Origin of the sequence: Sporosarcina sp. P37 (genome assembly GCF_002109365.1) — a bacterium.
Classification (GTDB): Bacteria; Bacillota; Bacilli; order Bacillales_A; family Planococcaceae; genus Sporosarcina.
Window position 1 is genome coordinate 96,133 of the sequence record NZ_CP015349.1, and the last position, 21,058, is coordinate 117,190.

The window sequence follows — 21,058 nt, forward strand, 5'->3', positions numbered from 1 at the left end:
TATAATGCAGCTGCGCTGAATACTTGTTTATATTTGCATGAAATCGTTTTAATAGGATAGAAAAAACACCCGTAAACTAAAATAAAGAAATATAGTGAACATAAATTGCAAGGAGGCTGCAGAGCAGATTCATCCAGCAGTATGGTAAATAAATTGTAACTGTCATGATATACTCTATTACAATGTTTCTATTACATGTTAAAAGAGCAGCTCCCGGAAGTTTATTACTCTGGTCTTTCGTGTTGTGGGAAATATATGGGAAAGTGGTGGTGTTCTTTGAATTTGTTTGAAGCCAGAAATGATATTTCGATAAGAGGAAAGAATGGGATCGCGTTCTTATTGTCTGCCGTTGTCATCTGGTCAATCATTACCGTTATATTTTTGCAGCCGATTGAAATGAGCCAGAAAAACATATTTATGATGTTTTCGACAGGTTTGATGTTTCCGCTGTCTTTGGCTCTGTCCAAATTACTGAATGCTGATTGGAAATTTGATGATCACGAGTTAGGGGTTTTGGGGCTATTTTTAAACTTGGCGCAGATTATCTACTTCCCGATTCTGTTTTGGGCTATGATAAAAAGCCCGTACGATGCAATTATGATATTTGCTGTCATAACCGGCGCTCACTTTTTCCCGTATGGCTGGTTTTATAATGCCAAACCTTATTATTACGCGGCACCCATTATTGCGATGAGTATGATGTTTTTGGGGCTGTATGCAGCTCCGGATCATTTATGGCTGCTGCCTTTCTTCATGACAGTGTTATTATTGATGTTAGTCATTTCTCTTTATCTGGATTTCAGGGCGGCAAAGAAAAGAATGTGATTTACAGTGTCTTGTCCTTTGCGCACTCAGACAGCAGTACAGGATGGAATCAGGCAATGCGGTTTTCTATAAACAATCTGTGAAATATAGTGTATTGCTGATCTTTGTGCCCGCGCTTCAAACTGATTGGAACAAATAAATTTGCTTTGCAGATGGGAGGACAGGAGATATGGAAGAGGTATATGTTGCCGGAGGGTGTTTATGGGGAGTACAGGCTTTTATCAAAACGTTGCCCGGAGTCCAAGTTACAGAAGCGGGAAGAGCGAACGGAACGGGTCATACACTTGAAGGGGAGTATGATGGATACGCTGAGTGCGTAAAAACGGAATTTGATCCATCCGTCATGACGATAACAGATTTAATGGAGTATTTATTTGAAATCATTGATCCGTACAGTTTGAATAAACAGGGACAGGATGTCGGAGTAAAATACAGAACCGGGATTTATAGTGAAAAGCCCGAACATCTCCAAGAGGCGAAAGTCTTTTTGCGCAGCAGAAATGACTATGACAAAATTATGGTGGAAGTACTTCCTTTAACAAATTATGTGAGAAGTGCAGAAGAGCATCAGAACAGGTTAGACAAGTGTCCGGATGATTATTGTCATATTCCGGAAGACATTCTGACCAAGTATAAGTGAATGGTCCAATGAATCTGTGTATACATTTAATACATTGGAAAAGAGGCTGCCTTTTTACGGTGCGGCCTCTTTTCTGTGTTTTAATAACCGATTGGCGAATCCGTTTCCCAGTCGTTCCTTGTGGTTTGTCTATGCTGTTTTTGCAGCTGGCGGATACGATCTTTGTATTGAATCACCGCTTCATAGTGATAGGTGAGTGCAATTGACATATACAGCTCATTCAGCTGTGAAACGGAAAGCCCTTTTGTTTCCCGGGCAATATCTGTAATTTGTTCAGCTGACAGAATCTGTTTGCGGTCCAGTTTTTCCATATATTGCTTCCGTACTTCTTCCGTCGGGGACTTGATTTCATATGTGCTGTCAAAACGACCTGCGCGATTGATCAGGGCCGGATCGATGCGTTCGGGGTAATTAGTCGTTCCAATGATAAATAAGCCGTCACGGACATGTACGCCGTCCAGGATATTGAGAAATGTGCTTCTCATATGTTCAGGCATGGAATCCATGTCTTCGATAACAAGAATGGCAGGGGCAAGGCGTTCCACCGTGTTAAATACTTCTTGCACCGAATGGCTGCCGGTAAATTCTGTGATTTGCCAGTATACAACAGGTGCATCAGTTGTGCCTGTAATGGAACGGACGAGCGTCGTCTTGCCATTACCGGGCGAGCCATACAGCAGGATACCGCGCTTATACGGCAAGCCGTACTCTTTGAAAAATGCTCCGCCATCCCGGAAAAATTCATCAATTGAACGAAATAGGTCATTTTTCAATTTTTCATCGAGCAGGACGTCTGATCGATTGATTTGTGTCCCGGCTGCATATGTCTTTTTCTCCATACCTTCTTCAGTGTCCACCAAATACGTAATATTCGTTTTCATCGCTTCCCGCTGCAGTTCATTTAATGCTTCAATGAACTTTTTAACATGTGCAGCAGACGGAGCGAACACAGTATGTTCAGACCAGGTGGAACCTGTTGCGACATAGTAACTGATATTGGCCACAGCAATTCGGTGCTGCGGAAAGAAAATCAGCTGATTGTCGATGGTTTCTGCATTTCGCAGGGCAAACGCATTCACTGTTTCATCTTGCTGGATTTTTTCTGTTGGCAGAGTGGGATAAATATGACAAAGTGACTCGTACGGCAGTTGTTTGCGGTGAATCAGTTCTGGCAGCATGGTTTCCGTGTATGAAGAGAATTCATCGACTTGGATTATTTGCCAATCAGCCGGAGACCGTTCCTGCAGGGTTTCGAGTATCGCCTCAATGACAACACCGTAATACTGATAATGCGTAAGCTTTTCGTATTGTGACGAATGGAGAGGAATTAAAAACGATGGCTTCATTGTGTAACACTCCTTATAAATAAGTAGATCCCCCTAAAAGGAGGATCTATGTAAATTATTTTGTTTTGATCTTACCTGACCACTGCTTGAATCCGCCGCGGAGCTGATAAATTTCCGTACAGCCCTTTTTCTTCAAAAACAATGCAGCACGTCCGGTGCGGCTGGTGTTCTGATCATAAAGATAGACGGGCTTGTCAGGACGAATTTCTTTATAACGCTGTGTAAACTGTGTGAATGGAATATTGCGGGCGCCCAAAATATGTCCGGCTTCAAAATCTTTCGGCTCACGCACATCGATTAATTGTGCTTTGCGGTAACCCTTTATAAATTCTTCTTGCGTTAAAGTAGTCAATGCTTTTCCGACACGTATGTAAGTAATGACAAAATACAAGATGACCGCGAGCACAGCTGCCCCTAAAATATAATAACTCAAAAAAACTTCCCCCTTCATCAATATCTCTATTATAAAGATTATCTGGCATCAGTTCAATCGTAATGCTAAAATGAAAAGCGTTATTGTTTTTTTCGTTCACGATTTCCTATACTATTAGTTCAGTATGACAGACGAAGGAGAATGAATATGACAAAAGCTGTTTGGCATTACGTTGACTCGGGAAAATGCAGTCCTTCCTTCAACATGGCGCTGGATGAAGCGCTTCTTGATTTACATAGCCGAGGAGAAATCGGTCCGGTACTGCGATTTTATGAATGGGAGCCCGCTACGCTATCGATCGGGTATTTTCAGCGTATTGAAAAAGATATCGATATGGAGAAAGTGAAAGAATTAGGACTTGGATTCGTCCGCAGACCGACAGGCGGCCGAGGTGTCCTTCATGAACATGAGCTTACATACAGTGTCATTGTCAGTGAGAAATATCCGAATATGCCTGAGACGGTGACCGAAGCGTACCGTGTAATTTCCGGGGGGCTGCTGCATGGGTTCCGCAACCTTGGACTGCAGGCAGAGTTTTCGATTCCTGACAAGGACGTAACCGAGCAGCTGCGAAGCCCGAAAAGCGGTGTCTGTTTTGATGCTCCGAGCTGGTATGAACTGGTCGTCGAAGGCAAAAAGGTCGCCGGCAGTGCACAAACACGTCAAAAAGGTGTAATTTTGCAGCATGGTGCGATTTTAATGAGTCTGGATGTCGATAAATTGACATCTATCTTCACGTATTCATCTCCTGCATTAAAAGAACGTGTCCGCAGAACCTTGCCGGACCGGGCGATTGCGATTGACCGGTTAACTGACCGCGATATTTCAATGGATGAATGCAAACAAGCCTTTTCAAAAGGGTTTGAAGAGTCGCTTGATATCATATTGGAACCGCTTGAACTGACTGATGAACAGCTCGCTCTGGTGCACCAGATTGAGAATGAAAAGTATGCGAATGATCACTGGAATTTCAAAAAATAAAATTGGTGCTTTGGTTTTATTTTTTTTGGTGAAATATTGTTGCATCAGTCTTTCAGGATTTTTGACGAAAACGGACGATTGATAAAACATTCAATATGTAGTAGATTATTCAGTAAGACAAACACTATATATTGTGTTTGATGTGGTAGAAGGAGGATGTTATATGGTTACGATGTCGAAACGAGGCGAGCCGCTGCTCGACAAGCAGCAGCTGAATGAGGACATTGCGAAGTTCCCTCAAGTGCACCCGATTACAGACGATATGAAACTGACACACAGCGGGGTTTCCCGTTTAGTCATGATTGACCGTTATTCATTTAAAGATATGGAAAAGAAGACGCTAAAAGAAGGGGACTTCGTTGTTCTGACGGTAAGAGAAGATCCGAAATTTCCGGCGCGCGGACTTGGTTATATTACGAAACTTGATGCAGAAAATGGAAAGGCGGATATCTGGATTGAAGAAGAGTACCGTTCTTCGATCGATGATATGGACGAGCAGCAAAAAGGAATCGTTACCCGTCCGCTCGATGTGCTTGAAAAGCCGCTAGAGGTGTTCTATGAGCAGATCGCAAAACGAAATGCGACTGGACTTGCTTCTGTCGAGAAGACGGACGACAGAAAAAAACAGTCGTATGAGATGTTTTACGATCAGCTGAAGGCATTGAACTTCATTCCGGCAGGACGCGTGCTGTACGGAGCGGGATCGGATACGGATGTTACATTCTTTAACTGTTACGTCATGCCGTTCGTACCGGATTCACGCGAAGGGATTTCCGATCACCGCAAGCAAGTGATGGAGATTATGAGCCGCGGCGGCGGAGTAGGAACGAATGGTTCTACATTACGTCCTCGCAACACACTGGCGCGCGGAGTCAACGGTAAATCATCAGGTTCGGTTTCATGGCTTGACGATATCGCGAAGCTGACCCATTTGGTTGAGCAGGGCGGTTCAAGACGCGGAGCGCAAATGATTATGCTGGCAGACTGGCATCCGGATATTTGTGAATTTATCATCTCCAAGATGCAAAATCCGCGAATTTTGCGTTATTTGATCGAAAACACGGAAGACGAAACGATCAAGAAGCTGGCATATGAGAAATTGAATTTCAAGCCATTGACAGCACAAGAAGAAGCGATGTATCAGGGGATTACGAATTATAAACATATCCCGGGCCAAGGCGGTTTTAATGCAGCGATTATTCGCGATGCGGAATTGAAACTGCAGGACGGCGGAACGTATACGGTTCATAATCCTGAATTCCTGACAGGTGCAAATATTTCCGTGACATTGACAGATGATTTCATGAAAGCAGTGGAAGAAAACGCGGATTATGATTTGCGATTCCCAGCTGTCGAAAATTATTCGCCTGAAGAAATGGCTTATTATAATGAACAGTGGCATGAAGTCGGCGATGTGCGCGAATGGGAACGCCAGGGGCATGAAGTCCGTGTCTACCGCACTATTAAAGCCCGCGCGCTGTGGGATTTAATCAATATCTGTGCCACATATTCAGCTGAACCAGGCATTTTCTTCATTGATAATGCAAATGATGAAACGAATGCGAAGGCGTACGGACAGCAAGTTGTAGCGACGAATCCGTGTGGTGAACAACCGCTTGCACCATATTCTGTCTGTAATTTGGCTGCTGTCAATCTGGCTGAAATGGCAGACAGAGATACGAAGACTGTTAACTTTGAAAAGTTAAAAGAAACGGTACGGACAGGTGTGCGCATGCAAGATAATGTCATCGATTCCACACCGTACTTCCTCGAGGAAAACAAAGTACAAGCCCTTGGTGAACGCCGTGTAGGTCTTGGGGTAATGGGGCTTGCTGATCTTCATATCTATTGTGAAAAAACGTATGGCTCACCTGAAGGCAATCAATTAGTGGACGAAGTATTTGAAACTATCGCGACAACGGCTTACCGCGAGTCGATTGAATTGGCGAAAGAAAAGGGCAGCTTCCCGTTCCTGATCGGGAAAACGGATGAAGAAACGATGGCGCTGCGTCAGGCGTTTATTAATTCCGGTTTCATGAAGCGTATGCCGGAAGATATTCGGGAATCGATTCTCGAGCACGGTATTCGTAACTCGCATTTACTGACTGTTGCTCCGACTGGATCTACGGGAACCATGGTAGGAGTTTCAACGGGCTTAGAACCATACTTTTCCTTTACTTACTACCGAAGCGGACGTCTTGGAAAGTTCATTGAAGTAAAAGCTGAAATTGTAGAAGAATATTTGCAGGCTAATCCTGATGCTGATCCGGATAATTTGCCGGACTGGTTCATTTCTTCTATGGAACTTGCACCAGAAGCTCATGCGGACGTGCAGTGCATCATTCAGCGATGGATTGACAGCTCGATTTCAAAAACTGTCAACGCACCGCGCGGTTATACAGTGAAGCAAGTAGAAAGTGTGTATGAAAGATTGTATAAAGGCGGAGCTAAAGGCGGAACTGTTTACGTGGACGGCAGCCGTGATTCACAAGTGCTGACCCTGAAAGCGGAAGACAATATTCCGGATACAGAAGAAGTGGTCGAAGTGACGGACCAGCCGAAAGTGGTGCTCGTTAACACGATTCAGGCATTGCGTTCGACAAATGTTACGATCGGTTCAGAAGTAGGCGACACTTGCCCGGTTTGCCGACAAGGAACAGTAGAAGAAATCGGCGGATGTAATACATGCACGAATTGCCAGGCGCAATTGAAGTGCGGACTATAATAAAATAACAGCTGCACCCCGGATGTGAACTGCATCCGGGTTTTTTCTATAGAGAAACGTCAGCTTATGCAACTCATATTCCTGCTCGTTCAGTGAGGTTTGAACAAATACTGTCAGTGATAAAAATTGATTTATTACAAAAGTCTATGTTGATACAATTTTCTAACTATTATATACTAACATAGTAAATTCTTTGATTTTCATTCATTAAAAGAATTAAAAGCAGACGAGAAAGAAGGGGTTTCATGCTGACGTTTTTATCATCCATCGTCTTATTAATTATTGGTTATCTGACGTATTCAAAAGTGGTCGAAAAAGTGTTTGTAATTGATGACGCAAGGAAGACACCCGCTTATACACAGTCGGATGGGATGGATTATGTACCGATGAGCTGGTGGAGAGGCTGGCTGATCCAATTACTGAATATCGCTGGACTGGGTCCGATTTTCGGAGCGATAGCTGGTGCATTATACGGTCCGGTTGCATTTATTTGGATTGTCTTCGGCAGTATTTTTGCAGGTGCGGTACATGATTACTTTTCAGGGATGCTGTCTTTAAAGCACGGCGGTGCGCAATTCCCTAAAATTGTAGGTAAGTATTTAGGTGATATCGCCAGACGGTTTATTAACGTGATTTCGATTGTTCTGATGGTTTTGGTGGCGGCTGCTTTCACTGCAGGTCCCGCACAACTGATTTCATCCATTACACCGCTGTCATTTATGGTTTCTCTTATTATCATATTCGGCTATTTTGTGTTAGCAGCTATTTTGCCGATCAATAAAATTATTGGCCGTTTGTATCCGCTGTTTGGAATCGTATTGATCGTCATGGCGGTAGGAATCGGCGGCGCATTATTATTCGGACCGGAAAAAATACCGAATCTTACTTTGCAGAATTTGCACCCGGGTGAATTGCCGATTTGGCCATTATTAATGGTGACCATTTCTTGCGGTGCGATCTCTGGATTCCACTGTACGCAAAGTCCGATTGTTTCACGGACGATGAAGAAGGAGTCGGAAGGCCGTAAAGTATTTTATGGCGCAATGATTGCGGAAGGCGTCATAGCGATGGTATGGGCTGCGGCAGGAATGACATTCTTTGGAGGCACAGGGGGTCTTCAGGAGGCGCTGGCTGCCGGGGGGCCGGCTGGTGCGGTGAATGAGATCTCGAGTACATTGCTCGGTTCGTTTGGCGGATTATTGGCTATCTTAGGTGTAATTATTTTACCGATTACAACGGGCGATACAGCACTCCGCTCTGCGCGGATGATTTTTACGGAAGCAACTTCTGCATGGGTAAATCCGAATAAAAAATGGGTAACTCTTGCCAGCACACTGCTGCTCGGTGTTCCGATGTTCTACCTATCGACAATCGACTACTCATTTTTATGGCGTTATGTCGGCGGAACGAATCAGTTAGTTGCAGCTGTTATGCTGTGGACAGCCACTTCTTATTTGTTGAGGGAGAACAAAGCCCACTGGATCGCAGGAATTCCTGCGATGTTTATGACGGCAGTGGTTGTGACATACTGGATGTATGCTCCTGAAGGTCTGCATCACGGCTATAGTTTATCTGTAGGCACAGGGATTGCGGTATCAGGTGCCATCGGTGTATTTTATGCAGTTAAAGCTATTCAATCGAAACATGTTCAGGTTATAGTCAGTGAAAACTAAAAAAGAAAGGGCTCCCAGCGAGTATGCCGGGAACCCTTTCTTTGCAGTAAATCAGGCTGCATGATTAAAATCACCAGTTAACTTAGGAAAGAACCGACATAGCTTTCGGTTCATTGGACTCATCTGCGTTAACCGCAACTTTTGGATTCAGCGCACTCACACCATGCTGCTCCACTTCCTGCAGCTTCTCAAATGAAGCAATAGCGACTTCTACTTGCTTGTCGTCCGGCTCTTTTGTTGTCAGTAACTGAAGCCAAAGTCCAGGATAGCCTAGGAAACGAAGGACGGGCACATTTCGGACCGCATTTGTCAGCTGCAGCACTTCAAACGACACACCGAGCACTACGGGAATTAATAAAATCCGATTGAGCACGCGCAGCCAGAGCGGATCGGTCGGTACGAGGAAGTAGATGAACATCCCGACAATAACCGTGAATAAAATGAAACTGCTTCCGCATCGATAATGCAGACGGGATTGCGACTGAACATTTTCTACTGTCATCTCCATCTGATTTTCGTAGTTATTGATCACTTTGTGTTCCGCGCCGTGATATTGGAATACGCGTTTAATGAGCGGTGTCATCGAAATCAACCCAATATACGTCAGCAGCAGGAATAATTTAAAGAAACTCTCGAGCATAATCTGCGCGGTCTTGCCGGGTGCGACAGATTGGAATAACTCCGCCAGGAAAACAGGAACGAGTGTGAAGACAAACTTTCCGAAGATGAACGACAGCACACCCACAGCTGCCACTCCAAGGATCATCGCAAGCTTCGATGTCTCTTCTTCTTTCGCGCTTTCTTCTTCTTCGCCCGGCATCACATCATAGCGGTCACTCGCAAACGTTAAATGCTTGGAGCCGTTACCCGCCGATTCAATCAATGCAACAATACCGCGGACGAAAGGAATTTTCTTCAGTTTTGTGCGGACGGGATGCGATTCTCTCGGCACGTGATAGTACTCAATAGAATCATCTTTCCGGCGAATTGCAGTCACTGTATCCTTTTTACCGCCAAACATTACACCTTCTATAAGTGCCTGACCTCCGTATACAGGAGGGGTTTTCGGTTGGCTCATAACATACCCACGCTTTCTTTCGTTAGAAACGATATCTCTAGTGTACTAAAAAAACTGAAAATGCACCATTCAGATGTTTAAAAATGTGTAAAAAACCCGACACTGGAATGGGAGGTATTGTCATGAAAATCACTTCAACACATGTATGGACAGCGATTATGGCTGCAGTTTTATCCGTTATTGCATTAAAATTTCTGAAAGTCTTTAAATTTATCAAATGGTCACCGGTCGGCTGGACAAAGAAGTTCCAAATGTTTGCGGAAACGCCGGGCTTGGTTAAATGGATCTTATTATGGGTGATCTGCTTTGTGTTATTTTTTATTCTATATTTCATTGCGCGCCTGACATTCAAGATTCCGCCGACTCTTTCTTCGCTGATTGTCACAGTCATCGCAATTTTTTTCATTGAATGGATGATTCATGTGAAGGCAGATTTGACGATGACACAATTTATTAAGAAAATTTCAATTCCATTCGCTTGTCTGTTTGCGATGATTTTCCGGTTTGTCATCGGAACATCCGTTTATATGCGAAAAACCTTTGGCTGACCAAATAGTATTAGTTTGTCCCGCTGCCTCATTGTGCTAAAATAGGAAAGAAAAAGAGTGGGAGGGGATTACATGGAGCTGTTACTCTTAAATGGCCCGAACCTGAACAGGCTTGGCAAGAGAGAACCGGATATTTACGGCGCTGAAACGCTGTCTGATATTGAAAACAGAATCCGCCGACTGGCAGATGAATCGGACGTCACGCTTTCGTGCTTCCAATCAAATATAGAAGGTGAGCTGATCAACCGGATTCATGATGCAGGCGAGCGGGAAATTGACGGCATCATCTTCAATCCGGGGGCGTTTACGCATTACAGCATTGCGCTGCGTGACGCGGTCGCTTCTATTTCTGTCCCGGTAATTGAAGTTCATATCTCTAATATACATACTCGCGAAGAATTCCGGCACACGTCTGTGATTGCACCTGTAGCTGCAGGACAGCTTTGCGGCTTCGGCACGGCGGGTTATGATCTCGCCTTCCAAGCATTTCTGCTGCAAAGAAAGGAGAAGAAGTCATGAAGATAGAGAATTTACGAAAACAACTGGAAGAGCACGAGCTGGATGCGTTATTGATCACTAATCCTTTTAACCGCCGCTATATGACGAATTTTACAGGTTCAGCAGGCGTCGCCGTCATTTCACGTGAAGATGCAGTTTTCATTACCGATTTCCGTTATGTCGAGCAGGCCAATTCACAGCTGACGGGCTACCGCATCGTCAAGCATACCGGCACGGTGATTCAGGAAGTTGCAAATCAAGTGAAAGAAATGAAAATTGAGACACTCGGTTTTGAAAAAGAAGATCTCAGCTACAGCCAGTTTGAGCAGTATGAAGAGCTGGTCGGCGCAAGACTAGTTCCTGTCGCCGGTTTAGTAGAAAAGCTTCGCCTCATTAAAACACCTGAAGAAATTGAAGTATTAAAGCAGGCGGCAGCTATTGCGGATGCAGCATTTCTTTATATTTGTTCGGTCATTAAAGCAGGTAAAACAGAACTGGAAATTGCTAATGAACTGGAGTTCTTCATGCGTAAACAAGGTGCAGCTTCCTCCTCATTTGATATAATTGTCGCTTCGGGCAAAAGAGGGGCTTTACCGCATGGGGTAGCTTCTGATAAAGTGATTGAGACTGGTGATTTAGTTACAATGGATTACGGCGCCCTCTATAATGGGTATATCTCTGATATCACAAGAACGGTTGCGATCGGTGAACCTTCTGCCAAGCTGCGTGAAATCTACGAAGTGACACAACATGCCCAGGAGCTTGGTGTGGCACAGATTAAGCCTGGCATGACAGGGATTGAAGCCGATGCGATTACGCGCGACTATATCAAGTCGAAAGGTTACGGAGAAGCTTTCGGTCATTCTACAGGCCATGGGATCGGGCTGGAAGTCCACGAAGCCCCTTCGCTGTCGTTCCGTTCAGACACAGTGTTAGTGCCGAACATGACGGTGACAGTGGAACCGGGAATCTATTTGCCTGGCGTAGGCGGCGTGCGGATTGAAGATGATATACTGATCACAGAAACAGGTAACGAACGTTTGACAAAGTCTACTAAAGAACTGCTTATTTTATAAACGGTTAAAAATGGAGGAATACAAATGATTTCAGTAAACGAATTTCGTACAGGATTAACAATTGAAGTGGATGGCGACATTTGGCGCGTAATGGATTTCCAGCACGTAAAGCCGGGTAAAGGGGCAGCGTTCGTTCGCTCGAAACTGCGTAATCTTCGTTCAGGCAACGTCAATGAAAAGACTTTCCGTGCAGGCGAAAAAGTGGCAAGAGCACAAATTGACAATCGTAAAATGCAGTATTTATATGCAAATGGTGACGAGCACGTCTTCATGGACAATGAATCATACGAGCAGCTTGAGCTTTCTGAGAAACAGCTTGAATATGAACTGAAATTCTTGAAAGAGAATATGGAAGTTCACGTCATCACGTATAAAGATGAAGTGCTTGGCGTAGAGCTGCCGGTGACGGTAACTCTAGAAGTGGCGGAAACTGAGCCGGGCATCAAGGGAGACACAGCAAGCGGCGGTTCCAAGCCGGCTAAGATGGAAACCGGATTGATCGTACAAGTGCCATTCTTTGTGAACCAAGGAGATATGCTGGTTATTAACACAGAAGAAGCAGAATACGTTTCCCGCGCATAATAGTACGCATAAAAAAGGATGTCCCATTTTGGGGCATCCTTTTTTTATGTCTTAGAATTACATGTAAAAGGCCGCTTACCGGCGGCGCATTTTGATCCGCGTGAATCCTGCCATTTCAGCGGATGAACGTAAACCATTCATATGTACGCCTCTCCAAAGCGCAGCCCGCAGCGTCAGCACGTATTGTCTTCCTCCAAGTTTTCCTGTCCGTGACATCTTTTCAATTTTCAGCAGCCTGCATATCTTTTGCCCAAGCTTCATAGAGTGGACTATGGAGGAGGCGTAGCGGGATGGAACTAAATGATTTATTGCGCATCGCCGGCGTCGGATTGGTGATTGGGGTGCTGCATGTATTCTTCGAGCAGACAGGCAAGAAGGAGTTTTCATTCTTTTTGTTTTTCCTTGCCTACCTGTACATCTCGATAGAGTTATTAATGTTCCTCAGAATATTCTTCACTGAGATCACGGAATTCTTCAGCTGGTTATCGATGGCGATGTAATGGCGGTTCTCTTTCAATTATTCATCGTGTATCTGTTGTTGCTTCTGCTTTCATTTGCGGCACCCGCCCTGCATCCCATTCTTTATACCACAATGTTCTTGATGGTGTCGGTCTATGTATTACTAACGGTCCTTGTGCCGTTCGGATCGACGTTGCTGTCACTGACTGAAAAGCTGCCGGCGCCGTATGCAACACTTCTGGTGGTAAGCGCGGGACTGTATTATATGGCGGAAGTTCTCTCGCTTCAAATGAAAGATGAAGGATACGGGGCATTTGGTCAGCTGTTCCAGACCACGATGAAAATTGTCATTATGTCCTTGTGGCTGCCGTATATTACACAATTAATCGAGACAATCCATGCGCTGATTCCTTGGTGAACGAATCAATTCAAACATGAATGGACGAGACCTCTATGCTGAATTTCCTGCATGAAAGTATCGCCGGTGTAGTCGGACCGTTTTTCCTGTTACTCATCATGCTGCTGCTCGCCTCACTCGTTGATTTTTTCTTCCCGGCATTCCAAAAATGGACGAGATTCCTGTTGCTCATTCTGATTTTGGTCTTACTGATTGAACCGGCGAAGGACAGTTTCGAGCAAATTCAAGTGATTACGCATTCGATCGCTTCTTTGTTTCTCGGGATGTATCCGCTCATTGCGGCAATGATTCTGGCTTCAGGGGCAACGTTTGGCGTCTTGAATTTTCAGCCGGCTCTGCTGCTGTTTGCGCAAGGGGCAGTCGTCTTTGCAGATAAATTCCTGCTCCCTGTGCTGCTGACTGCGCTTTTGCTGGATATTTTCACCCGGCTGGTACCCGAAATTGTCTTCAACAAGATGGCTGATTTACTTCGTACATCGCTCCTTGCGATAGTATCTGCCCTCGTTGCAGCGTACTCTATTTTCATTACGGCGGGCGGTGCGCTGTCCTGGACGATGAATGGAGCTTTGAATGAACCGCTGAAAGAATTAATCAAGCAAAATATTCCGGTGATCGGCTCACTTTTGACTGACACTCTCGGTTCGATTGGACGCTATTCCTCCGGTGCAACGGCTTATATGAGTGTCTGGCTGCTCGTATCAATTTGGACGATAGCGTTATTGCCGGCAGTAAGAATTTTATGCATTGCTTTTTTATTCAGATGGACAGCGGCGATTATCGAACCTTTTTCACAAAAAGAAGTATGCGGATTACTGGATGATATCGGACGCACATTATTTGTGTTATGCGCGATTTCATTTTTGCTGTCATTTGCCTTCATCTATACGACGATTTTTATTGTGACTTTCATTAAGCTGATGACGCTCGGGAAATGAGGCGAGTGTATGCATCTGTTTCTGGCGGGACTGGCGAACCTGGTTATACTCTCATTGCTCATTCAGCTGATGGCGGGCAAGGAGATGGAAAGAATATTCATTCCTTTGTGTAAGGTAGCGATTGGCATTTGGATTTTGCAATATATTTTGCAATTCGCAAGTCATAAGTACCTGTGACGGTACATACTATTCAAATGTAGATTTCATTTTTAGTAATGTCACGTTGAGATGGTGATGGAACTATGGAAAAGCCTGCAGGGAAATCCCGATTGTTGGTGATCGGTTTGATGGTCATGGTGTTTAGTGTTTTATACATCACCAGTACGGCGAATGTAGGAGGGGAGAAGCAGAAAAAAGACGAGAAGCGCATGCTGTCGACACTTGAAGAAACACTTGAACAAATGGAAGGGCTAGGAAAAGTGACGGTCTATTTTCATTATGATGAAAAAGAAGCAGAGAGCCCGTTGGCCGGATACTTTTCCGTTTCATCCAATACGACAAACCATTCACCTTTGCAGGGATTGCTCGTCGTAGCAGAAGGGGCGGAAGATCCGGCGGTGCGAAACGGACTTTCACAATTATTAGCCAATGTCCTACAACTGCCCGAACATCGTATCGTCATCGTGGAAATGAAGAAAAGGGGGAATCAACATGAAAGCCAATAAACGAACAGTGTGGTTTTTAACATTACTCAGTCTAGTCGCAGTGATCTCCATTTATTATGTGAAAACGGAAGCGCCTATGCCGTTTGACGGAGTTGCCATCTTTACGAAAGAATCAAAGGACGCAACAAAGTTACTTGAAAAAGAAGGTAAAACCGAGGAAGTGCAGCCGGTCTTCGCAGAATCATATATTTTCCAGGATATGCGAATGGAAGTCCGTAACGAACGCAGTGAAACAGTACAGCAGCTGACTGAAAAAATGACTTCCTCAGACTTCACTGCTGAACAGAAGAATGAAATTTTCAATGAAATCGCAGAACTTCGAAAAATCAGCTCCACTGAAGCGTTGATGGAAATGCAAATCCAGGCACTCGGTTATCCGGAAGTGTTCGTACGGGCTGATAATGACCGCGTGAATGTAACGGTGCTATCGAATGAAAGCCATTCACCAAAAATGGCGGATGAAATTACACAGTATGTCATGTCAAGCTGGGACGGGGCACAAACTGTCAAAGTGGATTTTGCAGAGACAAAAGAATAATTTAAGAACGGAAGCTCCTGCAGCTTCCGTTTTTCGTTCATGCCAGATTTTTAATTGGTAAGCGACAGTTAAAAATTTCTCCAAAGGGACATATAGGTTAACCTTTGAACGCGCGGTGATAACGCAATTGCAAAAACTTCACTAATTAGTCATAAGATTTGGAAACATGCTGATGTTTTACGAGAAATATAGACTATTTTGCGAATTTGCTATTCCATATTGATTCTAAAACGACTATCATAGTAAATGGCAGTAAGAAAATATAGTTAGGAGAATCAGATATGTTGAAAATTCAAGAAATCCGAGAAATCATCAAGCTTATTGATCAATCATCCATCCAAAAGTTCACATTTGAAGCAGACGGAGGGAAAATCAAATTAGAGAAAAAAGACGGACAAAGCGCGGCAGCAGTTTCAGAAGCTCCTGCAGCACCAGCAGCGGTACAAGCACCGGCAGCGGCGCCAGCAGCTCCTGCACCGGCAGCAGCACCAGCACCGGCACCTGCTCCTGCAGCACAGGAAGCTCCTGCAGCTGAAGCGGCGGCAGATGAAGCTTTGCATGAAATCACTTCCCCAATGGTCGGAACATACTATCAGGCTCCATCTCCGGACGCAGAAGCGTACGTTAAAAAAGGCGATAAAGTTACGGCTGATTCTATCGTTTGTATCGTAGAGGCAATGAAACTATTCAACGAAATCGAATCAGAAGTTTCTGGAGAAATCGTTGAAATCTTAGTGCAGGACGGTCAACTTGTGGAATACGGACAGCCTTTATTCCTTGTAAAAGAGAACTAAGGGGGAGTAACTAATGAAAAAAGTTTTAATTGCAAACCGCGGTGAAATTGCAGTACGTATTATTCGTGCATGTAAAGAAATGGGTATCAAAACTGTAGCAGTCTATTCTGAAGCAGATCAGGATGCGCTGCATGTGCAGCTGGCAGACGAATCAGTTTGTATTGGACCCCGTTTATCAACAGACAGCTATTTAAATTTCTCTAATGTCATCAGCGCTGCAAAGGCGACTGACTGCGACGGCATCCATCCAGGCTATGGTTTCCTTGCAGAAAATGCCAGTTTTGCAGAGTTGTGTGAAGAAGTAAATATTGAATTCATCGGCCCGACTTCGGATGCGATTTCGAGAATGGGTACCAAAGATATTGCGCGCAATACAATGGCAGAGGCTGGGGTTCCAATCGTTCCCGGTTCAGACGGACTGGTTGATGATGCGGACCACGCATTAGAAATTGCCAAAAGCATCGGGTTCCCTGTCATCATCAAAGCAACAGCAGGCGGCGGCGGTAAAGGAATTCGTGTTGCACGCGATGAAGATGAGCTCGTTAAAGGCGTCAACATCACGCAAAAAGAAGCGGCCGCAGCATTCGGCAACCCGGGTGTATATCTCGAGAAATATATTGAGGTATTCCGTCATGTAGAAGTACAAGTACTTGCAGACAAATACGGCAACACGATCCACTTAGGTGAGCGTGACTGTTCCATTCAGCGCCGTATGCAAAAGTTAGTGGAAGAAGCGCCGTCTCCTGCATTAACACCTGAACTGCGTAAAGAAATGGGCGAAGCGGCAGTTAAAGCTGCAAAAGCCTGTAACTATCGCGGTGCCGGAACAGTAGAATTCATTTTCGATCATATAAATCAGAAGTTTTATTTCATGGAAATGAATACTCGTATTCAAGTGGAACACCCTGTAACGGAAATGATCACAGGCGTAGACTTGATTCAACAGCAGCTGAAAGTAGCTTCTGGCGAAAAGTTATCCATCAAACAGAAAGATATTAAAATCAACGGCTGGTCGATTGAATGCCGGATTAACGCAGAAAATCCTGAAAAGAATTTTATGCCGTCACCCGGAAAAGTCACTATGTATCTGCCTCCAGGCGGTTTAGGTGTACGTGTCGATTCAGCAGTTTACCCAGGCTATGCGATTCCGCCGTTCTATGACTCAATGGTCGCAAAGCTGATCGTTCATGCGGATACGCGTGAGCAAGCGGTCGCTCGGATGAAACGCGCATTGGACGAATTTGTAGTGGAAGGTGTACATACAACGATTCCTTTCCACTCCAATCTGATGGATAACGAAGTATTCCAGTCAGGTGATTTTGATACAAAGTTCTTGGAAAAGTACGACGTCATGAAATAATTGGAGGAGAAGTGTAATGGCTGATAAAACAAATCCATCGTTTGTCGGAATGACACCGTCTGGAAATGCAGCACTGGGCCGGGTTCAACTTGCACCCGAAGTACTTGAAGTCATCATCGGCATCGCCACCACAGAAGTCAGTGGTGTAATTGCCACCCAGGGAAACTTCGCAACAGGTGTTGCGGAGAAATTGGGCAAAACGATGTACGGCAAAGGAGTAAAAACCGAGTGGGCAGATGAAGGACTGAAAATTGATGTGTATTGCATTATCGAATACGGCCATTCCATTCCCACCGTTGCGGCGGAAATTCAAAGCGAAATACGCCAGGCAATTTACCACATGACCTCACTCGATACACACGAAGTCAATGTCCACATAACGGGCATTCATTTCGAGGACTGAGCGGGGTTGCGGACAATACAAACTGAAGACAATTCCTACGAACGGTAGGATGTCTTCAGTTTTTTGCGTGGAAAAGGGCGGTTGAACTGATTTGTCAGTGACTTCTCAGTTTCAGTCTATCTGAAAGGCTGACCAGATGTTCCCGGTTGTGGATATGAAGTGACTGCACAGCAAGGCGGAGTGTTCAACGGGAAGTGTGGCCGGCCGACAAGGCCGGGAAACTGCAAATCCCGGCTGGAAATGAAAACTCATGACATAAAATCGCCTGATTCCACTAGTTCTTTTCGTTCCTTTTGTGCTATCATTAGGTTTTGAAGATGCGCGGTAGAGGAGACAATAATTATGAAACGACGAGAAGCACGTGAAAAAGCAATTCAAACGCTGTTTCAGCTGGATAACAGCGAAATGAACGTGGATGAAGCGATAGGTTATATCGTGGAAGGCCCGCTAGATTCATTTTACGAACAATTGGTTCGCGGCACAGCGGAAAATCTGACAGAAATTGATAGTGAAATTACAAATAAATTAGAAAACTGGACCATCGACAGGCTGCCGAAAATCGAACGGACTGTTTTGCGCCTTGCTGTTTATGAACTTCTGCATAATGAGGAAGTTCCCGACCGGGTCATCCTGAACGAAGCAATTGAACTGTGCAAAACGTTCGGCGATGAGAAATCAGGCCGTTTTGTCAATGGAGTGCTTTCTAAATTTAAGTAAGCCAATTCGTCACTGCTAGGTATACGTTTGGGCTCGATCAACTTTCAACACAAAAAACAAAAAGTTTGGTGGGAAAATCATGTCCAGTAAAAAAATTGATGGAAAAGCAATAGGGCAAGAAATCCGAAATGAACTAAAAGCGGAAGTCGCTTCATTAGTGGAACAAGGATATCAACCTGGCCTGGCTGTTATTTTAGTTGGAGAAAATCCAGCATCGCAAACATATGTCAAAAACAAAGAGAAATCCAGTTTGGAAGCCGGAATGAAATCTGAACTGATTAAATTGCCGGATACCGTGTCGGAAGATGATCTTTTGGCAGAAGTGGAAAAACTCAACCAGGACGATACAATCGACGGCATTCTGGTGCAGTTGCCTTTGCCGAAGCATATTGACGAAAACAAAGTCATCCGCGCAATCAGCCCCGAAAAAGATGTTGACGGATTCCATCCGATGAACGTAGGAAAGATGCTGATTGGACAGGAGACATTCCTGCCATGTACGCCATATGGCATCATGCAGCTGCTTGAACGTTCAGGCGTCGAAATTGCAGGCAAGCATGCGGTTATTATTGGGCGAAGTAATATTGTCGGGAAACCAATGGGGCAGTTGCTATTGCAAAAAGATGCGACAGTAACCTATTGTCACTCCCGTACAAAAGATTTGAAAAAGTTCACGCAGCAGGCGGATATTCTGATCGTCGCAATCGGCATGGCTAAATTCATTACAGGCGATTACATCAAAGAAGGCGCAGTAGTTATTGATGTTGGGATGAACCGGGATGAAAACGGCAAACTTTGCGGGGATGTCGATTATGAATCAGCAGAAAAGCAGGCGAGCGCCATCACGCCGGTGCCAGGCGGGGTAGGTCCGATGACGATTACTATGCTTTTGAAGAACACAGTAGAAAGTGCAGAAAATAAAATGAACGCACGTGCAAAAAAATAATGCACCAATCAGGGAGACGCCTAACTACGGGCGCCTCTCTATACATAAGAGGGCAGGTGACAAAAACATGTCCAATCCAACTTTTTTAACCGTTCAAGCGCTAACGAAATATGTCAAACGTAAATTTGATGCGGATCCGCATTTGCGTAATGTCTATGTGAAAGGCGAACTATCCAACGTAAAAATGCATCCGTCCGGACATATATATTTTACGCTGAAAGATGACAAAACAAGAATCCAGGCAGCAATGTTCCGTTCCCGTTCCAACACGCTGAAATTTAAACCGGAAAACGGCATGAATGTGCTGATTACCGGTGACGTCACAGTGTACGAGACGGCGGGATCGTATCAGCTTTACGTACAAACAATGGAGCCGGATGGTATTGGGGCGCTGTACCTAGCTTTTGAACAGTTGAAAAAGAAATTGCAGCAAGAGGGATTGTTTGAAGCCAGATTTAAACAGCCGATTCCACAAGTTCCGCAACGAATCGGCATCATTACTGCGGAATCTGGAGCTGCACTGCGTGATATGTATTCGACAATCAACAGACGCTTTCCTATGGCAGAAATGCACCTGTTCCCTGCGCTAGTGCAAGGACCGACAGCTGCGCCATCGATCGTCAAAGCAATTGAGCAGGCTAACCGTACAGGTTCACTGGATGTATTGATTGTCGGACGGGGCGGCGGCTCCATAGAGGATTTATGGGCATTCAATGAGGAAGACGTGGCACGTGCCATCTTCTCAAGCCGCATCCCAATTATCAGCGCCGTCGGTCATGAAACGGATACAACCATTGCGGATTATGTCGCGGATTTGCGCGCACCAACGCCTACCGCGGCGGCAGAAATGGCCGTTCCAGATCAGCTTCAACTATTCCGGCATCTGAAAAATCAGCAGCGTTCGATGTATTTAGCAGTCCAGACGTTACTGAAACAATTAAACAAACGTTTAGAAACCGCGCAGGCCGCCTATCCTCTGCAGTATCCGGATCGGCTGTACCGGCCGTTTATTGAGAAGCTGGATCATCTGGAAGACCGGCTTCAGCGCAGCAGCGCCGCCGTCATTCAAGAAAAACGAATGCATTTCGACCGGCTGTATGCTGGATTCCAGTATTACATGCCGATTAGACGCATTCAGCTTGAACAACAGCAGACGGAGCAGCTTGAAATGCGTCTGAATCGCGCAGCAGAGCAAACGATCAGACAGCGGCAGCAACATTTTGTATCACTCATGCGCATGATGCAAGCGCTGAATCCATTACAAGTGATGGAAAGAGGGTTTTCCATCGGATATAAAGACGGCGAAGTAATTAAATCTGTTCAAGATGTGACGAGCGGAGATAAATTAACGCTTCAATTAGCAGACGGATCCGTTTCAGCAATAGTGGAGCAGATCATTCCAAAGGAGGTTAAGTAAG

The 21,058-nt window shown here is 44.8% G+C and carries 25 protein-coding genes; 21 read left to right on the forward strand and 4 right to left on the reverse strand.

The annotated features are described in order from the left end of the window. The first annotated feature begins 276 nt into the window (after positions 1 to 276). The gene (locus SporoP37_RS00665; RefSeq protein WP_085429960.1) at positions 277 to 825 is read left to right on the forward strand and encodes a DUF7010 family protein; all 549 of its coding nucleotides are present in this window, start codon (positions 277 to 279) and stop codon (positions 823 to 825) included. A gap of 169 nt (positions 826 to 994) precedes the next feature. After that, on the forward strand, positions 995 to 1,465 hold the full coding sequence (locus tag SporoP37_RS00670; RefSeq protein ID WP_085429961.1) for a peptide-methionine (S)-S-oxide reductase: 471 nt from the start codon (positions 995 to 997) through the stop codon (positions 1,463 to 1,465). Between the two features lie 80 nt (positions 1,466 to 1,545). Here SporoP37_RS00670 and SporoP37_RS00675 read toward each other — a convergent pair whose 3' ends face one another. Together SporoP37_RS00675 and SporoP37_RS00680 are read right to left on the reverse strand one after the other, a co-directional pair. Next, on the reverse strand, positions 1,546 to 2,811 hold the full coding sequence (locus SporoP37_RS00675; RefSeq protein WP_085429962.1) for an ATP-binding protein: 1,266 nt from the start codon (positions 2,809 to 2,811) through the stop codon (positions 1,546 to 1,548). 55 nt (positions 2,812 to 2,866) lie between these two features. Then, entirely contained in the window at positions 2,867 to 3,262 is a 396-nt protein-coding gene (locus SporoP37_RS00680; protein WP_081241882.1) for a rhodanese-like domain-containing protein, read from the reverse strand. Positions 3,263 to 3,391: 129 nt separating this feature from the next. On the opposite strand from SporoP37_RS00680, the gene SporoP37_RS00685 reads away from it, so the two are divergent. The 3 genes from SporoP37_RS00685 to SporoP37_RS00695 all read left to right on the forward strand — a co-directional run bounded on the left by SporoP37_RS00685 (position 3,392) and on the right by SporoP37_RS00695 (position 8,623). Then, on the forward strand, positions 3,392 to 4,225 hold the full coding sequence (locus SporoP37_RS00685; protein ID WP_081241883.1) for a lipoate--protein ligase family protein: 834 nt from the start codon (positions 3,392 to 3,394) through the stop codon (positions 4,223 to 4,225). A 163-nt stretch (positions 4,226 to 4,388) separates the two neighbouring features. After that, the gene (locus SporoP37_RS00690; protein ID WP_085429963.1) at positions 4,389 to 6,950 is read left to right on the forward strand and encodes a vitamin B12-dependent ribonucleotide reductase; all 2,562 of its coding nucleotides are present in this window, start codon (positions 4,389 to 4,391) and stop codon (positions 6,948 to 6,950) included. Positions 6,951 to 7,195: 245 nt separating this feature from the next. Then, positions 7,196 to 8,623, forward strand: coding sequence for a carbon starvation CstA family protein (locus SporoP37_RS00695; protein WP_085429964.1), 1,428 nt, complete (start codon positions 7,196 to 7,198; stop codon positions 8,621 to 8,623). A gap of 82 nt (positions 8,624 to 8,705) precedes the next feature. Here SporoP37_RS00695 and SporoP37_RS00700 read toward each other — a convergent pair whose 3' ends face one another. Further along, positions 8,706 to 9,701: a DUF1385 domain-containing protein gene (locus tag SporoP37_RS00700; protein WP_081241885.1), complete on the reverse strand. Its 996-nt coding sequence runs from the start codon at positions 9,699 to 9,701 to the stop codon at positions 8,706 to 8,708. Between the two features lie 122 nt (positions 9,702 to 9,823). On the opposite strand from SporoP37_RS00700, the gene SporoP37_RS00705 reads away from it, so the two are divergent. From SporoP37_RS00705 to efp, 4 genes are all read left to right on the forward strand, one after another. Beyond that, positions 9,824 to 10,249, forward strand: coding sequence for a hypothetical protein (locus SporoP37_RS00705; RefSeq protein ID WP_081241886.1), 426 nt, complete (start codon positions 9,824 to 9,826; stop codon positions 10,247 to 10,249). Positions 10,250 to 10,321: 72 nt separating this feature from the next. Further along, positions 10,322 to 10,768 carry a type II 3-dehydroquinate dehydratase gene (gene aroQ / locus SporoP37_RS00710; protein ID WP_081241887.1) on the forward strand — a complete coding sequence of 149 codons (447 nt, stop codon included), beginning with the start codon at positions 10,322 to 10,324 and terminating at the stop codon, positions 10,766 to 10,768. Further along, positions 10,765 to 11,823 carry a M24 family metallopeptidase gene (locus SporoP37_RS00715; RefSeq protein WP_081241888.1) on the forward strand — a complete coding sequence of 353 codons (1,059 nt, stop codon included), beginning with the start codon at positions 10,765 to 10,767 and terminating at the stop codon, positions 11,821 to 11,823. The genes aroQ and SporoP37_RS00715 overlap by 4 nt, the downstream gene beginning before the upstream one ends. Positions 11,824 to 11,847: 24 nt before the next feature. Next, the gene (gene efp, locus SporoP37_RS00720) at positions 11,848 to 12,405 is read left to right on the forward strand and encodes an elongation factor P (protein WP_081241889.1); all 558 of its coding nucleotides are present in this window, start codon (positions 11,848 to 11,850) and stop codon (positions 12,403 to 12,405) included. A gap of 75 nt (positions 12,406 to 12,480) precedes the next feature. On the opposite strand, the gene SporoP37_RS16760 is transcribed toward efp, so the two are convergent. Further along, positions 12,481 to 12,621, reverse strand: a complete 141-nt coding sequence (locus SporoP37_RS16760; RefSeq protein ID WP_157118602.1) for a hypothetical protein — start codon at positions 12,619 to 12,621, stop codon at positions 12,481 to 12,483. Between the two features lie 74 nt (positions 12,622 to 12,695). Between SporoP37_RS16760 and SporoP37_RS00725 the strand changes: the two genes are divergently transcribed. The 12 genes from SporoP37_RS00725 (at position 12,696) to xseA (ending at position 21,057) form a co-directional block, all read left to right on the forward strand. Then, positions 12,696 to 12,905, forward strand: a complete 210-nt coding sequence (locus SporoP37_RS00725; RefSeq protein ID WP_029054553.1) for a hypothetical protein — start codon at positions 12,696 to 12,698, stop codon at positions 12,903 to 12,905. Beyond that, a complete protein-coding gene (locus tag SporoP37_RS00730; protein WP_081241890.1) occupies positions 12,905 to 13,282 on the forward strand; it encodes a stage III sporulation AC/AD family protein in 378 nt (125 codons plus the stop codon). The genes SporoP37_RS00725 and SporoP37_RS00730 overlap by 1 nt, the downstream gene beginning before the upstream one ends. 20 nt (positions 13,283 to 13,302) lie before the next feature. Continuing rightward, complete coding sequence (locus SporoP37_RS00735; RefSeq protein ID WP_081241891.1) at positions 13,303 to 14,217, forward strand: stage III sporulation protein AE; 915 nt, start codon at positions 13,303 to 13,305, stop codon at positions 14,215 to 14,217. A gap of 9 nt (positions 14,218 to 14,226) precedes the next feature. Further along, positions 14,227 to 14,394 carry a hypothetical protein gene (locus tag SporoP37_RS16765; protein WP_155961270.1) on the forward strand — a complete coding sequence of 56 codons (168 nt, stop codon included), beginning with the start codon at positions 14,227 to 14,229 and terminating at the stop codon, positions 14,392 to 14,394. Positions 14,395 to 14,459: 65 nt separating this feature from the next. Then, on the forward strand, positions 14,460 to 14,882 hold the full coding sequence (locus SporoP37_RS00740; protein ID WP_085429965.1) for a hypothetical protein: 423 nt from the start codon (positions 14,460 to 14,462) through the stop codon (positions 14,880 to 14,882). After that, positions 14,869 to 15,420: a SpoIIIAH-like family protein gene (locus SporoP37_RS00745; RefSeq protein WP_081241893.1), complete on the forward strand. Its 552-nt coding sequence runs from the start codon at positions 14,869 to 14,871 to the stop codon at positions 15,418 to 15,420. The genes SporoP37_RS00740 and SporoP37_RS00745 overlap by 14 nt, the downstream gene beginning before the upstream one ends. Positions 15,421 to 15,701: 281 nt before the next feature. Then, the gene (gene accB, locus SporoP37_RS00750; protein ID WP_081241894.1) at positions 15,702 to 16,214 is read left to right on the forward strand and encodes an acetyl-CoA carboxylase biotin carboxyl carrier protein; all 513 of its coding nucleotides are present in this window, start codon (positions 15,702 to 15,704) and stop codon (positions 16,212 to 16,214) included. Between the two features lie 13 nt (positions 16,215 to 16,227). After that, on the forward strand, positions 16,228 to 17,574 hold the full coding sequence (accC, locus tag SporoP37_RS00755) for an acetyl-CoA carboxylase biotin carboxylase subunit (RefSeq protein ID WP_081241895.1): 1,347 nt from the start codon (positions 16,228 to 16,230) through the stop codon (positions 17,572 to 17,574). Between the two features lie 16 nt (positions 17,575 to 17,590). Further along, positions 17,591 to 17,977 (forward strand): Asp23/Gls24 family envelope stress response protein, encoded by a 387-nt coding sequence (locus SporoP37_RS00760; protein ID WP_081241896.1) that lies wholly within the window; start codon positions 17,591 to 17,593, stop codon positions 17,975 to 17,977. A 342-nt stretch (positions 17,978 to 18,319) separates the two neighbouring features. After that, positions 18,320 to 18,694, forward strand: coding sequence for a transcription antitermination factor NusB (gene nusB / locus SporoP37_RS00765; protein WP_081241897.1), 375 nt, complete (start codon positions 18,320 to 18,322; stop codon positions 18,692 to 18,694). 79 nt (positions 18,695 to 18,773) lie between these two features. Next, entirely contained in the window at positions 18,774 to 19,640 is an 867-nt protein-coding gene (folD, locus tag SporoP37_RS00770) for a bifunctional methylenetetrahydrofolate dehydrogenase/methenyltetrahydrofolate cyclohydrolase FolD (protein ID WP_081241898.1), read from the forward strand. 67 nt (positions 19,641 to 19,707) lie between these two features. Next, entirely contained in the window at positions 19,708 to 21,057 is a 1,350-nt protein-coding gene (xseA, locus tag SporoP37_RS00775; RefSeq protein ID WP_081241899.1) for an exodeoxyribonuclease VII large subunit, read from the forward strand. Position 21,058 lies beyond the last annotated feature (1 nt).